12 protein-coding genes and 1 pseudogene are annotated in these 13,267 nt (G+C 62.5%); 6 read left to right on the forward strand and 7 right to left on the reverse strand.

The annotated features are described in order from the left end of the window. The first annotated feature begins 34 nt into the window (after positions 1 to 34). The 4 genes from K3819_RS06350 (at position 35) to pdxH (ending at position 5,656) form a co-directional block, all read left to right on the forward strand. Positions 35 to 2,515 carry a beta-galactosidase gene (locus K3819_RS06350; RefSeq protein WP_221398855.1) on the forward strand — a complete coding sequence of 827 codons (2,481 nt, stop codon included), beginning with the start codon at positions 35 to 37 and terminating at the stop codon, positions 2,513 to 2,515. 106 nt (positions 2,516 to 2,621) lie between these two features. Beyond that, the gene (locus K3819_RS06355; protein WP_011332785.1) at positions 2,622 to 3,767 is read left to right on the forward strand and encodes an EstA family serine hydrolase; all 1,146 of its coding nucleotides are present in this window, start codon (positions 2,622 to 2,624) and stop codon (positions 3,765 to 3,767) included. Between the two features lie 113 nt (positions 3,768 to 3,880). Next, positions 3,881 to 4,984, forward strand: coding sequence for an OmpA family protein (locus K3819_RS06360; protein WP_221398856.1), 1,104 nt, complete (start codon positions 3,881 to 3,883; stop codon positions 4,982 to 4,984). A 24-nt stretch (positions 4,985 to 5,008) separates the two neighbouring features. Next, positions 5,009 to 5,656, forward strand: coding sequence for a pyridoxamine 5'-phosphate oxidase (gene pdxH, locus K3819_RS06365; protein WP_085647844.1), 648 nt, complete (start codon positions 5,009 to 5,011; stop codon positions 5,654 to 5,656). A 5-nt stretch (positions 5,657 to 5,661) separates the two neighbouring features. Here pdxH and K3819_RS06370 read toward each other — a convergent pair whose 3' ends face one another. Then, on the reverse strand, positions 5,662 to 5,898 hold the full coding sequence (locus tag K3819_RS06370) for a hypothetical protein (RefSeq protein WP_039771369.1): 237 nt from the start codon (positions 5,896 to 5,898) through the stop codon (positions 5,662 to 5,664). Between the two features lie 166 nt (positions 5,899 to 6,064). On the opposite strand from K3819_RS06370, the gene K3819_RS06375 reads away from it, so the two are divergent. Continuing rightward, positions 6,065 to 6,529: a glycine zipper 2TM domain-containing protein gene (locus K3819_RS06375; RefSeq protein ID WP_007969461.1), complete on the forward strand. Its 465-nt coding sequence runs from the start codon at positions 6,065 to 6,067 to the stop codon at positions 6,527 to 6,529. Between the two features lie 63 nt (positions 6,530 to 6,592). On the opposite strand, the gene K3819_RS06380 is transcribed toward K3819_RS06375, so the two are convergent. From K3819_RS06380 to nhaA, 3 genes and pseudogenes are all read right to left on the reverse strand, one after another. Beyond that, on the reverse strand, positions 6,593 to 6,847 hold the full coding sequence (locus tag K3819_RS06380; RefSeq protein ID WP_085612360.1) for a colicin E3-like toxin immunity protein: 255 nt from the start codon (positions 6,845 to 6,847) through the stop codon (positions 6,593 to 6,595). 49 nt (positions 6,848 to 6,896) lie between these two features. Then, positions 6,897 to 7,531, reverse strand: a pseudogene (locus K3819_RS06385) (toxin); the annotation flags it as partial. A gap of 118 nt (positions 7,532 to 7,649) precedes the next feature. Next, complete coding sequence (nhaA, locus tag K3819_RS06390; RefSeq protein WP_221398857.1) at positions 7,650 to 8,834, reverse strand: Na+/H+ antiporter NhaA; 1,185 nt, start codon at positions 8,832 to 8,834, stop codon at positions 7,650 to 7,652. Between the two features lie 246 nt (positions 8,835 to 9,080). Between nhaA and K3819_RS06395 the strand changes: the two genes are divergently transcribed. Next, positions 9,081 to 10,175 (forward strand): PLP-dependent cysteine synthase family protein, encoded by a 1,095-nt coding sequence (locus K3819_RS06395; RefSeq protein WP_221398858.1) that lies wholly within the window; start codon positions 9,081 to 9,083, stop codon positions 10,173 to 10,175. 48 nt (positions 10,176 to 10,223) lie between these two features. On the opposite strand, the gene K3819_RS06400 is transcribed toward K3819_RS06395, so the two are convergent. The 3 genes from K3819_RS06400 to K3819_RS06410 all read right to left on the reverse strand — a co-directional run bounded on the left by K3819_RS06400 (position 10,224) and on the right by K3819_RS06410 (position 13,245). After that, positions 10,224 to 11,837: an NAD(P)/FAD-dependent oxidoreductase gene (locus tag K3819_RS06400; protein WP_221398859.1), complete on the reverse strand. Its 1,614-nt coding sequence runs from the start codon at positions 11,835 to 11,837 to the stop codon at positions 10,224 to 10,226. Positions 11,838 to 11,932: 95 nt separating this feature from the next. Continuing rightward, on the reverse strand, positions 11,933 to 12,586 hold the full coding sequence (locus K3819_RS06405) for a COG3650 family protein (protein ID WP_221398860.1): 654 nt from the start codon (positions 12,584 to 12,586) through the stop codon (positions 11,933 to 11,935). A gap of 59 nt (positions 12,587 to 12,645) precedes the next feature. Continuing rightward, positions 12,646 to 13,245 (reverse strand): short chain dehydrogenase, encoded by a 600-nt coding sequence (locus K3819_RS06410; protein WP_064593949.1) that lies wholly within the window; start codon positions 13,243 to 13,245, stop codon positions 12,646 to 12,648. Positions 13,246 to 13,267 lie beyond the last annotated feature (22 nt).

Consider the following 13,267-nt stretch of genomic DNA (forward strand, 5'->3'; position numbering starts at 1 on the left):
GCCCTTGCGGGTCGTTAGGGAGAATTCCGTTCTCATGATTCGTCGTTCGTTGCCTGCCGTTTTTGCCCTGGTTTTCGCTGCGCCTTTATTCGCGGCACCTGCCGGCCAGCAGACCCTGTTCAACTTTGTCCGCCCCGCCGATGTGGTGAAAGTGGCGACCGAAAACGCCGACCTGCCGCAAGCCAACGCCGAGCAGACTCCCGAGGGTGAAGTGCTGCGCCGGGTGACGTTCAACCCGACGGCTCGCCCGACCTTGCGTCTGTCCCCGCAGACCGGTGCCTGGGACTGGTCGCAGTCCGGCATGATGAGCCTGCGCATCCAGAGCGCGATGAACTGGGCGGTGACCGTCTACGTGCAAATCCAGAGCAACGACGGCAAGACCCTGGTCAGCCGCGTCGACCTGCCGGCCGGCCCGGCGCAGACCTTGCTGGTGCCGTTGACCGCGACCTCGCCACTGAGCCAGGGGATGAAGGCCGGGCCGGTGATGCCGATGACGATCGACGGGCAGCGCATCCTGCTGGCGAGCAGCAGCGGTGAGCTGGATCGCAGCCAGGTGGTATCGGTCAGCCTGTCGATGGACCAGCCGAAAGCCGCGCAAAGTCTCTTGCTCGAGCGCTTTGGCGTGCAGGACGAAGGCGAGGTGATCAAGTCCGCCTATGGCCATCTGGTGGATGCTTATGGCCAGTCGACTCGCGGCAAATGGCCGGAGAAAGTTGCCAACGACGAACAACTGAAATCCGCCGCCGCCAAAGAACAGCAACAACTGAACACCTGGCTGGCCGAGCGCGAAAAATCCTCGCTGGACAAGTTCGGCGGCTGGAGCAAAGGCCCGGCGTTCAAGGCCAGCGGTTTCTTCCGCACCGAAAAGCGTGACGGCCGCTGGTATCTGGTGACGCCCGAGGGGCATCCGTTCTATTCCCTGGGCGTGAACACCGTCAGCCCGGAGGTCAACCAGACCTACGTGGCCGGTCGCGAATACATGTTCGAATCCCTGCCCAAACCAGGAGAGCCGCTGGCCAGCCACTTCGGCGAAGGTGATAACCGTGGCGGCAACGGCGCCGATCAGGGTCGTGGCTACAACTTCGGGCGTTGGTACGACTTCTACGGCGCCAACCTTCAGCGCTTGTATGGCGAGCCCTGCACTCCGGACAGCGGCAACAAGGCCGGAGTGGCCGAAGCCGCCAGGGCCGGGGCCGCTGAAGAAGCGGCGACCAACGCCAGTGCGCCGGTAGCCGCCTCCGAACAGCCGAAATCCGGGGTTGCCGAGTCGGCAGCCACCAGCGGGCAAAGCGTCTCGGCACCCTGCAAAAACACGGTCGACGAGCAAAAGTGGGCCAGCCACACCCTTGATCGTCTGCAAGCCTGGGGCTTCAACACTGTCGGTAACTGGAGCGCCCCTGTCCTTGGCGACGCCGAGCGCATGCCGTACACCTTGCCGCTGTCGATCGTCGGCGATTACACCAGCATCAGCACCGGCACCGACTGGTGGGGCGGCATGCCTGACCCGTTCGATCCGCGCTTCGCCATGGCCACCGAACGCGCCGTGGCGATTGCCGCCCGCGATCATCGCGATGATCCGTGGCTGATCGGCTACTTCGCCGACAACGAACTGGCCTGGGCCGGCCCCGGCGATGATCCGAAATCCCGTTACGCGCTGGCCTACGGCACCTTGAAAATGACCACCGACGTTCCGGCCAAACGCGCGTTCCTCAAGCAGTTGCGCGACAAGTACCGCAATCAGGCGGGGCTGTCGAAGGCCTGGGGCATTGATCTGCCGGCATGGGAATTGATGGAAGACCCGGGTTTCGAGGCGCCGCTGCCGAACCCGGAGCATCCGGAAATCGAGGCCGACTTCAAATACTTCCAGAAGGTCTTCGCCGACACCTACTTCAAGACCATTTCCGACTCGCTGAAATGGCACGCGCCGAACCAGTTGCTGCTCGGCGGCCGTTTCGCCACCAGCACCCCGGAAGCCGTGGCGTCCTGCGCCCAGTATTGCGACGTGCTGAGCTTCAACATGTACACCCTGCAACCGCAGGACGGTTATGACTTCGCAGCGCTGCGCAACCTCGACAAACCGGTGCTGATCACCGAATTCAACTTCGGCTCCACCGACCGTGGCCCGTTCTGGGGCGGCGTGACCCCGTTGAGCAAGGAAGAAGATCGCGGCCCTGCCTATGCCAACTTCCTCAAACAGGCGCTGAGCGAACCGTCGATTGTCGGCGTGCACTGGTTCCAGTATCTGGACCAACCGGTGACCGGGCGCCTGCTCGATGGCGAGAACGGCCACTTCGGTCTGGTTGGCGTCACCGATCTGCCGTTCCAGGGTTTTGTCGAAGCCGTGCGCAAGAGCAACCTGGCCACCGTCGATCAGTTGAGCAAAGACGCGCAGAAAGCGGCTGCCGCAGCGGTCAAGGCCGGCCACGAAGCCGAAGGCGGCCGCAAGGCTGACGCCGGCAAAGGCCCGGGGCAGGGCGCAGGCCACACCGGCGGGCATTCCGGCAACGGTCACTGAGCATTACGAAACCTGAAGACCGCCCGGCCCGCAGCGGTTCCCAAAAGCCTCACGGGCTGGAACAATGCGGGCCACTTTGTAGAGCGTTTTCGCGGGGGAGTTGCGGGTGCAGATTCAGGGACATTACGAGCTTCAATTCGAAGCGGTGCGCGAAGCCTTCGCTGCACTGTTCGACGATCCCCAGGAACGCGGCGCCGCGTTGTGCATCCGGGTCGGCGGGGAAACCGTCCTCGACCTCTGGTCCGGTACCGCCGACAAGGACGGCGCCGAAGCCTGGCACAGCGACACCATCGCCAACCTGTTCTCCTGCACCAAGACCTTCACCGCCGTCACCGCGCTGCAACTGGTCGCCGAAGGCAAGTTGCAGCTCGATGCGCCGGTCGCCCGTTACTGGCCGGAATTCGCCGCCGCCGGCAAGGAATCCGTCACCCTGCGCCAACTGCTTTGCCATCAGGCCGGTCTACCGGCCCTGCGCGAATTGCTCGCGCCGGAAGCACTGTACGACTGGCAGACCATGGTCGACGCCCTCGCGGCCGAAGCACCGTGGTGGACGCCGGGCACCGGTCACGGTTATGCCGCGATCACCTACGGCTGGCTGATCGGCGAATTGCTGCGGCGCGCCGACGGTCGTGGGCCGGGGGAATCGATCGTGGCGCGGGTCGCGAAACCGCTGGGGCTGGATTTTCATGTCGGTCTGGCCGACGAAGAATTCCATCGCGTGGCGCACATTGCCCGTGGCAAGGGCAACACCGGCGACGCCGCCGCCCAGCGCCTGCTGCAAGTGACCATGCGCGAGCCGACGGCGATGACCACCCGGGCCTTCACCAATCCGCCGTCCGTGCTCACCAGCACCAACAAGCCGGAATGGCGCCGCATGCAGCAACCGGCGGCCAACGGCCACGGCAATGCGCGCAGTCTGGCCGGGTTCTACGCCGGTCTGCTCGACGGCAGCCTGCTGGAAAGCGAAATGCTTGACGAACTGACCCGCGAACACAGCCTCGGCGAGGACAAGACCTTGCTGACCCGCACCCGGTTCGGTCTCGGTTGCATGCTTGATCAACCCGACGTGCCGAATGCCACCTACGGCCTCGGCCCGCGTGCATTCGGGCATCCGGGTGCGGGTGGTTCCATCGGTTTTGCTGATCCGGAGCACGATGTGGCCTTCGGATTTGTGACAAATACCCTTGGGCCGTATGTCCTGATGGATCCGCGCGCGCAGAAGCTGGCGCGGGTACTTGCCACTTGTCTGTAAAGCGTCGTCCGAGGTTCCAGGGCCGGAACCTCATGGCGAATTTCGTTTCAAAGCGTCTGTTTATCCGGGCGAAAGTCCTCTGATTGTTCACTAATTATTTTTGTGGGTTTCCAATGTCGTCCAAACAAACTCTCGCCCTGGCCCTGTGTTTCGCAATGACCGGTTGTGCACAGACTCCGAAGAACGACGCCGATGGCGGCAGCTGGTGGCCGTTCGGTTCTTCCGACAAAGTCGCAGCCAAGGAACCGGCTCCGACGCCTGCGCCGTTGAAACCGGCCGCCACCGCGCCTGTGGCCAAGGCCGAGAGCAGCAGTCCCTGGTACTGGCCGTTTGGCTCCGACGACTCGGCGGCCAAGCCTGAAGTGAAAGCTGAGGCCAAACCCGAGGCCAAACCGGTCGAAGTCGCCAAGGCTGAAGCCGACAAGGGCGGCAAATGGTGGTGGCCGTTCGGCGGCAAGGAGCAGGACACGGCCAAAGTCGTGCCGATGCCCGATCCGAAAGTCACTCAAGCCTGGCTGGATGACTACGAACCGCGCCTGCGCACCGCGATCAAGGACAGCAATCTGCAACTCGAGCGCCGTGAAAACGTGCTGGTCGTGACCGCGCCGGTGGAAGGCTCGTTCAACCCGGATCGCCCGGCCATGCTGCTGCCAGTGACTCTCGGCCCGTTCACTCGCGTCGCGAAAATCCTTGAAGCCGACCCGAAAACCGCCGTGCTGGTGCTGGGTCACAGTGACACGACCGGTGCCGCTCCGGCCAACATCAAGCTGAGCCAGGAACGCGCCCAGGCCGTGGCGGCGATCTTCCGCCTCAGCGGTCTGCAGCGTGATCGCCTGATGCTGCGCGGCATGGGTTCCGAAGCACCGCGTGCCGCCAACGACAGCGTTGAAGGTCGCGCCCTGAACCGTCGTGTCGAACTGCTGGTGACCCCGCAGAACACCATGGTCGCGCTGCTGAGCAAGTACAACATGCCGGCACCGAAGCCAGTGACCATGGTCGCTGCCCAGGACGTCAAGCCTGCCGCCAAACCGGTGACCCCGGCGCCAGCTGCGAAGAAAGCCGCTGTACCGGCCACCAAAAAGGCTCCGGCCAAGAAAGCTGCTGCCAAGGCTCCAGCGAAGAAGGCCCCGGCCAAGGCTCCGGCGAAAAAGACCGCACCCGCCAAAGCCTCTGCAACCGACAAGAAAGTCGCTGCGACCGATACCACCAAAAAGTGATCCGCTAACGAAAAGGAATGCGCCGTGACCCAGTCTCTGGCAGATATGCGTCGTGATTACACCCGGGACGGCCTGACCGAGGCGCAAGCCCCGGCCGAGCCCTTTGCGTTGTTTCACCAGTGGTTTGCCGAAGCGGTGAAAACCGAACAGGCGCCAGTGGAAGCCAACGCGATGACCCTGGCCACGGTGGATGCGGACGGCCGTCCGCATTGCCGCATTCTGCTGCTCAAGGGACTGGACGAGCAGGGCTTCACCTTCTTCACCAACTACGAAAGCGCCAAGGGCCAGCATCTGGCGGCGAACCCGTTCGCTGCCATGACGTTCTTCTGGCCGACCCTCGAGCGCCAGGTGCGGATTGAAGGGCGGGTGCTGAAGGTCTCGCCTGAAGAGTCCGACGCGTATTATCAGGTGCGGCCGCTGGGCAGCCGACTCGGCGCCTGGGCCTCACCGCAGAGCCGGGTGATCAACGGCCGGGGTGAACTGGAAGACTTGCTCAAGGCGACCGAGCAACGCTTCACCGACACTCAGCCTCACTGCCCGGAACACTGGGGCGGTTACCGCCTGCTCCCCGAGCGCATCGAGTTCTGGCAGGGCCGCGCGAGCCGTCTGCACGATCGCCTCAACTACCGTGTGCAGGGCGCCGATTGGATTCTTGAACGTCTGGCACCCTGAGCAGTCTACCGAGCGGGATAGCCTGCCGCAGCGGCTTCGAGCCACTTCGGCAGGTCCCGGCGCTTGATCTTCTGCGCCTGAGCCTGCTCCAGCCGTTCGAGCATGAACGCGCGTTTGCCTTCATCCTTGCCGGCCAGTGACAATGCCAGATCGCGATCCATCCAGCGTTTGATCCGTACATACAGCCACCAATGGAAGTACAGACCGGCGGCGGTGGTGACGACAATGATGAAGTAATCCATGGAAATCCTTGGGTCGGCGGCGCAGGAAATGGAATTTGGCGCTACTGTTGGGTGAGTTCGCGGGCGCCTGTACCGGGCCTGAATGAAAGCAACTTAATCCGGGCGACGCCGTGACAGGCGTCAAGCTGCGGAGTTTAATGAATACCTGTCCTTTGGAGTTGATGCTATGCGTAAGTCTGTTCTGCTGGTTGCTTCCTTTTCCACGATGGCGATGTTGCTGACCGGCTGCCAGTCGAGCCTGACCGGTGACTCCTACTCCCGTGACGAAGCGCGTCGCGTGCAGACGATTCGCATGGGCACCATCGAATCCCTGCGTCCGGTGAAAATCGAAGGCACCAAGACCCCGATCGGCGGCGCTGCCGGTGCAGTGGTTGGCGGCGTCGGTGGCAGCGCGATCGGCGGCGGCAAAGGCAGCATCGTTGCAGCCGTTATCGGTGCGGTAGCTGGTGGCCTGATCGGCTCGGCCACTGAAGAAGGCCTGACCCGCACACAAGGTGTTGAAATCACCGTGCGCGAAGACGACGGCAGCATGCGCGCCTATGTGCAGCAAGTGCAGGAGAATGAAGTGTTCCGCGTGGGTGAGCGGGTACGGATTTCGACTGTTGGCGGGACCAGCCGCGTTTCGCACTAAGCGCAAACGAGCGGTAAAAGAAAACCCCGATCAGGTGACTGGTCGGGGTTTTTTGTTTGGTGTTCACCAGTGATCGCGGTAGACGAATGCGATTTGGTAGTCATAAGAAGATGAATCAATGACGTGCTTAAAGTGCGGTTGAAGAATACTCACCCAGTGCAAGAGCAAATCGAATCCGCCGTTGTTTATATTATTTTCAATTGGCATGCCGAGTGATTCGATTACAGAGCCGTCGTCACCGAAGTCTTTCGTTAATTCCTCTCCTACGCCCAGTTCGGTTTCCTTGTCATACCATTCGAGTCTGGCTTTCAATCCCATAAATCCCTCACAAATACTTTTTGATGCTTCGTTTTTTCCCTTTAGGGGGATCTAGTTGCTTGCCGGTGTAGAAGCCGTAGCCCTTGAGGCTGCCATCAGCCTGCTGTTCAACGCGCAAGCGCACACGGGTTCGGGCCTGTTTGAGGGCGAGTAACTGGTCTTCGGTATAGAGCGCGCTATCGCCCAGGTTCGATGGCATGAACATCGCCACCAAACCGAGCAGCGGGCTGATGGCGGCAGTAGAGGCCATCGCGGGCAATGCCTTGAACGCCTGACCGGCAAGGGCAAAAGTGCCCAGCCCCGCAGGGATTGCGGTGCCGCTTATTTTCTTGAGTGCGACGCCACCGCTGTCATCGGCTTCCCGGCCACCCAGCAATATCAGCTCGCCGTAATCCTTCAGGCTGTCTGTCGGCACCATCCCCGAAGGATTCGAGTAATCGATGATCGCATCCGGCAGCTTGCACGACTTGGCAAACACGCAGCCCGCGCGCACCGGCTCAGGCTTGTTCGCCGCCACCTCACGGCTGCGCTCGAAGGCATCCTGTCTCGCCAGCATGGCGTCGTACTTGTCTTGTCGGTCTTGCTGATCGGCCAGTTCGGTGGCCGTCATGTAGCGGTAAGTGACGTGATGCCCGTCGCCCGCGGTGGGTTGGGAACCCGGGGAATGTCCTTTTGAACAGCCACTGATTGTCCTTTCGTTCATGCATCGGCAGCCCTCTAAAGGGGCTGCACGACGTTAACGAAGCAGGAAAATCGTGGCTGTAGGACTCGTCTCTAAAGACGTGGGGATTGTTCGCTACGGCTATCGCAGCGCAGTGTTCTTTCTGCTCGCCGCCAACGTCACCGCATAACCGATCAATGCCGCAAACACCGAGCCGGTGAGAATGCCCATTCGGTCCATCCCGGCGTATTCACTGGCGCCCGGCACGAAGGCGAGGGAGCCGACAAACAGGCTCATGGTGAAGCCGATCCCGCAGAGGATCGCCACGCCCAGCACCTGGCCCCAGTTGGCGCCGTGGGGCAGGGCGGCGATGCCGATTTTTACGGCGAGCCAGGTCAGGCCGAACACGCCGAGAGTCTTGCCCAGCAGCAGGCCGACGGCGATGCCCATCGGGACGTGGTGGGTGAAGCTTTCGGCGGTCACGCCGGTCAGCGACAGGCCGGCGTTGGCGAAGGCGAACAGCGGCAGAATGCCGTAGGCGACCCACGGGTGCAGCGCGTGTTCGAGGGCCAATAGCGGCGAAGGCTCGGCATTCTTGGTGCGCAGCGGGATGCAGAATGCCAGGGTTACGCCGGCCAGCGTGGCGTGGACACCGCTCTTGAGCACGCAGACCCAGAGAATCAAACCAATGATCATGTACGGCCCGAGCTTGACCACCCCGAGCCGGTTCATCGCCACCAGCGCCGCGATGCACGCCGCCGCCAGGCCCAGCGACAGGGTCGACAACTCACCGGAGTAGAAGATCGCAATGATCACGATGGCACCGAGGTCATCGATGATCGCCAGGGTCATCAGGAACAGCTTCAGCGACACCGGCACGCGCTTGCCGAGCAAGGCCAGTACGCCGAGGGCGAAGGCGATGTCGGTAGCGGTCGGAATCGCCCAGCCATCGAGGGCGGCCGGGTTGTCGCGGTTGAGGAACCAGTAGATCAGTGCCGGCACCAGCATGCCGCCGATCGCCGCCGCACCGGGCAGGACGATCTGCGACGGTTTGGACAACTGACCGTCGAGGACTTCGCGCTTCACTTCCAGGCCGATCAGCAGGAAGAACAGCGCCATCAGGCCGTCGTTGATCCACAGCAGCAGAGGCTTGGCGATTTTCAATGCGCCGATCTGCGCCACCACCGGGGTGTCGAGCAGGCCGTTGTACAACCACGACAGCGGCGAGTTGTTGATGATCAGAGCCAGGATGGCCGCGGCGATCAGTAACAGACCGCTGGCAGCTTCCAACTGAAAGAAACGCGTGAAAGTGCTACGCAGAGGCAAGGTCGCTCTCCATCGATAAAGTCAAAAGGTGGCACACCCTAACCCGTACCGTTAGTTGTTAAAACAAAAGTTATATTCTTTTTTGTTATATATGGTTACAGGCATCGGCCCCCACGTGCAGGAGAGCCTAGCAGTTGCCCAAGGGATTGAAGTTCAGCTGTATCTGTCGGTGCCGTAGGTTTTTTCCTAAGCTTGGGGGCTGAGCCTGTAAAGGCACTTCTGCCCGATTCAACGAGAACGACAGCCATGAGCGACAACCGACAGTGGGCCCGCGAAGCCATCCGGATTATCGAAGCGGACTTCCAGCGCAGCGCCGACACCCACCTGATCCCCTTGCCGCTGCCGGGGTTTCCGGGCATCGAGTTGTATTTCAAGGATGAATCCAGCCACCCGACCGGCAGCCTCAAGCACCGGCTGGCCCGTTCGCTGTTTCTCTACGCCTTGTGTAACGGCTGGCTCAAGCCCGGCGCACCGGTGATCGAGGCGTCCAGCGGTTCGACGGCGATTTCCGAAGCGTATTTCGCGCGGATGCTCGGCCTGCCATTTATTGCGGTGATGCCGGCGACCACCTCCAAGGAGAAGATTGCGCAGATTGCGTTCTACGGTGGCCAGAGTCATCTGGTGGACGATCCGACGCAAATCTACGCCGAATCCGAACGCCTGGCCCGCGAACACGACGGGCACTTCATCGACCAGTTCACCTACGCCGAACGCGCCACCGACTGGCGGGCGAACAACAACATCGCCGAATCGATCTTCCAGCAAATGCGCTACGAACAGCACCCATGCCCGGCCTGGCTGATTTCCAGCCCCGGCACCGGCGGCACCACCGCGACCCTCGGGCGTTACGTGCGTTATCGCCAGCACTGCACCCGTGTGCTGTGCGCGGATGCCGAGCGTTCGGTGTTTTTCGACTTTTACCAGACCGGCGACGCGAGTTTGCGTCTGGACCACGGTTCGCGGATCGAAGGCATCGGCCGGCCTCGGGTGGAGGCGTCGTTCCTGCCGAAGGTGATCGATGCGATGGTCAAGGTGCCGGATGCCTTGTCTCTGGCGGCCATGCATTACCTGGCGCAGCGTCTGGGCCGCCATGTGGGCGGGTCGAGCGGCACCAACCTGATCGGCGCGCTGATGGCGGCCCAGCAGATGAAAGCAGCGGGGGAGTCAGGCTCGATCGTGGCGATCCTGTGCGATGGTGGCGAGCGTTACGCGGACACCTATTACGATCAGGCGTGGCTCAAGGCGCAGGGCTATGAGCTGGAGGGATTGATAGCGGCTGTGGCGGCGAGTGCCGAGAAGGGTGAGGCGCTGCCGGCCTCGGTTCTGCGCGCCAATATTTGATACACCCGGAAGATGTGGGAGCAAGCCCGCTCCCACAATTTTCCGGTGTCAGGTCTCGAGACCGAGAATGTCACGCGCCACGGCTTCCGCGATGCGAATCCCGTCCACACCCGCCGACAGAATCCCGCCCGCATAACCCGCGCCTTCACCGGCCGGGAACAGACCTTTGACGTTCATGCTCTGCAGCGCCTCGTTACGCGTAATGCGCAGCGGCGACGAGGTGCGGGTCTCGATCCCGGTCAGCACCGCATCGTGCAGCGAATAACCGCGAATCTGCTTTTCGAACGCCGGCAAGGCTTCCCGAATGGCTTCAATGGCGAAGTCCGGCAAGGCCAGGGCCAGATCGCCCAATGCCACGCCCGGCTTGTACGATGGCTCGACTTCACCCAGCTCGGTCGAAGGAATGTCGTTGATGAAGTCGCCGACCAGTTGCGCCGGCGCCTTGTAGTCGCTGCCGCCGAGGATGAAGGCGTGGGACTCCAGACGTTCCTGCAGCTCGATCCCGGCCAGCGGGCCGCCTGGATAGTCGACTTCCGGGGTGATGCCGACGACGATGCCGGAGTTGGCGTTGCGCTCGTTACGCGAGTACTGGCTCATGCCGTTGGTGACTACGCGGTTCGGCTCGGAAGTCGCCGCCACCACGGTGCCGCCCGGGCACATGCAGAAGCTGTAGACCGAGCGGCCGTTCTTGGCGTGGTGCACCAGTTTGTAGTCGGCGGCGCCCAACTTGGGGTGGCCGGCGTACTTGCCGAGGCGCGCACGGTCGATCAGCGATTGCGGGTGCTCGATGCGGAAACCCACCGAGAACGGCTTGGCCTCCATGAACACGCCACGGCTGTGGAGCATGCGGAAGGTGTCGCGGGCACTGTGGCCGAGGGCCAGGACCACGTGTCTGGAGTGCAGGATTTCGCCGCTGGCCAGCTCGACGCCGACCAGTTGGCCGTCTTCGATCAGCACGTCGGTGACGCGTTCCTGGAAGCGCACTTCACCGCCCAGAGCGCGGATCTCCTCGCGCATGGTCTCGACCATGCCGGTCAGACGGAACGTACCGATGTGCGGTTTGCTGACGTAGAGGATTTCTTCCGGCGCGCCGGCCTTGACGAACTCGTGCAGGACTTTACGGCCGAGGAATTTCGGGTCCTTGATCTGGCTGTACAGCTTGCCGTCGGAGAACGTGCCCGCGCCGCCTTCGCCAAACTGCACGTTGGACTCGGGGTTGAGCACGCTTTTGCGCCACAGGCCCCAGGTGTCCTTGGTGCGTTGGCGCACTTCGGTGCCGCGTTCGAGGATGATCGGCTTGAAGCCCATCTGCGCCAGTAGCAGGCCGGCGAAGATCCCGCACGGACCGAAACCGACTACGATAGGGCGCTGGCTCAGGTCGCTTGGCGCCTGGCCGACGAATTTGTAGCTGACATCCGGCGCCACGTTGACGTTACGGTCGTCGGCGAACTTGCCCAGCACTTTGGCCTCGTCGCGCACTTCGAGGTCGATGGTGTAGATGAAGCACAGTTCGGAGGACTTTTTGCGCGCATCGTAGCTGCGCTTGAACAAGGTGAAATCGAGCAGGTCATCGCTGGCAATGCCCAGGCGTTGCACGATGGCAGCGCGCAGGTCTTCGTCGGGATGGTCGATCGGCAGCTTGAGTTCGGTGATTCGTAACATGACAGGATCCGGTTCGCGGGGCGCACAACTGCGCCAGGGCGTTTGAAGGCGGCGATTATAAGCCGCATCGGCCGGATCCCGTGAGGGTAAAACGATCAGTCGTTGCGCGAGCCGCCGAAATACCCGCAACCGCGCTGTACCTGGCCGTCGATACGCAACTCGGCGCTCATGTGCTGCACGCTGCCAGTGCTGCTGTCGACGCAGCGCTGCGGCGCCACCCACAGTTCGATGCGCTGGTTGTTGGCTTCGCTGCTGAGATTGAAACGACCGTCGCCCAACTGCTCTTCGACGTAAGGCACGGCGAGCGGTGGCTGGCCTTCGCGGTCGATGACCAGGCCCTTGCCGCTGACTTTTACGTTCCACTCCGGGCCATGGCCGGCGGCGCGCAGGATCAGCTGTTTGAAGTTGGGATCGTCGCAGGCGCTGCCGGAGCGTTCGACGCGATAGAGCTGAGTCAGGTCGAGGCGGTCGCCGGCGATCTTCCCGCGCACGTCGGCGAACAGCTTGCCTTGCTCATCGGCCAGGGTGGCGGCCTCTTGCAGGACGCTGGTGCCGCCGATGTCATTGACTACGTATTGGCGCTGCTCGCTGCAGGCCTGGAACACCAGTTTGCCGTCGGCAGCGGTCAGTTGCCCCTGCATCCGCGTCTGGCCGACGTGAGAGGCGCTTTCCCGCGCGCCATCGAACAACTGGCACGCGGCAAACAACGGGAGCAGGGCAACAACGATCAGGGAACGGGCAACACGCATCTTCGGCTCTCCAGACAAGTGCCGCCACGTTACGCAGGCTGACCGTTCATCACAAGGGTTTAGCCCACGTGAAATGTCTGACCTGTCTGCAAGCCTTCGACACTCTTGGCGTAGGCCAATGCCACATCCGCCGCAGGAACCGGCTTGTAGCCACGGAAGTACGGAGCGTAGCTGCCCATGGCTTCGACCAGCACGGTCGGGCTGATCGAGTTTACGCGCAGGCCGCGTGGCAGTTCGATGGCGGCGGCACGCACGAAGCTGTCCAGCGCGCCGTTGACCAGTGCAGCCGAGGCGCCGCTGCGGATCGGATCGTGGCTGAGCACGCCGGTGGTGAAGGTGAATGATGCGCCGTCGTTGGCGAATTCGCGGCCGATCAGCAGCAGATTGACCTGGCCCATCAACTTGTCTTTGAGGCCGAGGGCGAAGCTGTCTTCGGTCATGTCACCCAGCGGGGCGAAGGTCACGTTGCCGGCGGCGCAGACTAGAGCGTCGAACTTGCCGGTCTGTTCGAACAGCTTGCGAATCGATGCGCTGTCGCTGATATCCACCTGATAATCGCCGCTGCTGCGGCCGATACGAATGACTTCATGACGCTGCGACAGCTCTTTGTCCACGGCCGAACCGATGGTGCCGCCCGCGCCGATCAACAGAATTTTCATCGTGATTGCCTCAAGTGATTGA

Source organism: Pseudomonas sp. 3-2 (genome assembly GCF_019710535.1).
Classification (GTDB): Bacteria; Pseudomonadota; Gammaproteobacteria; order Pseudomonadales; family Pseudomonadaceae; genus Aquipseudomonas; species Aquipseudomonas pharyngis.

What these genes read in the sequence shown, in the direction of transcription:
- K3819_RS06350 (WP_221398855.1), top strand. Translation starts at nt 35, where the DNA reads ATGATTCGTCGTTCGTTGCCTGCCGTTTTTGCCCTGGTTTTCGCTGCG.
- K3819_RS06360 (WP_221398856.1), top strand. Translation starts at nt 3,881, where the DNA reads ATGTCGTCCAAACAAACTCTCGCCCTGGCCCTGTGTTTCGCAATGACC.
- K3819_RS06370 (WP_039771369.1), bottom strand. Translation starts at nt 5,898, where the DNA reads ATGGATTACTTCATCATTGTCGTCACCACCGCCGCCGGTCTGTACTTC.
- K3819_RS06375 (WP_007969461.1), top strand. Translation starts at nt 6,065, where the DNA reads ATGCGTAAGTCTGTTCTGCTGGTTGCTTCCTTTTCCACGATGGCGATG.
- K3819_RS06380 (WP_085612360.1), bottom strand. Translation starts at nt 6,847, where the DNA reads ATGGGATTGAAAGCCAGACTCGAATGGTATGACAAGGAAACCGAACTG.
- K3819_RS06395 (WP_221398858.1), top strand. Translation starts at nt 9,081, where the DNA reads ATGAGCGACAACCGACAGTGGGCCCGCGAAGCCATCCGGATTATCGAA.
- K3819_RS06400 (WP_221398859.1), bottom strand. Translation starts at nt 11,837, where the DNA reads ATGTTACGAATCACCGAACTCAAGCTGCCGATCGACCATCCCGACGAA.
- K3819_RS06405 (WP_221398860.1), bottom strand. Translation starts at nt 12,586, where the DNA reads ATGCGTGTTGCCCGTTCCCTGATCGTTGTTGCCCTGCTCCCGTTGTTT.
- K3819_RS06410 (WP_064593949.1), bottom strand. Translation starts at nt 13,245, where the DNA reads ATGAAAATTCTGTTGATCGGCGCGGGCGGCACCATCGGTTCGGCCGTG.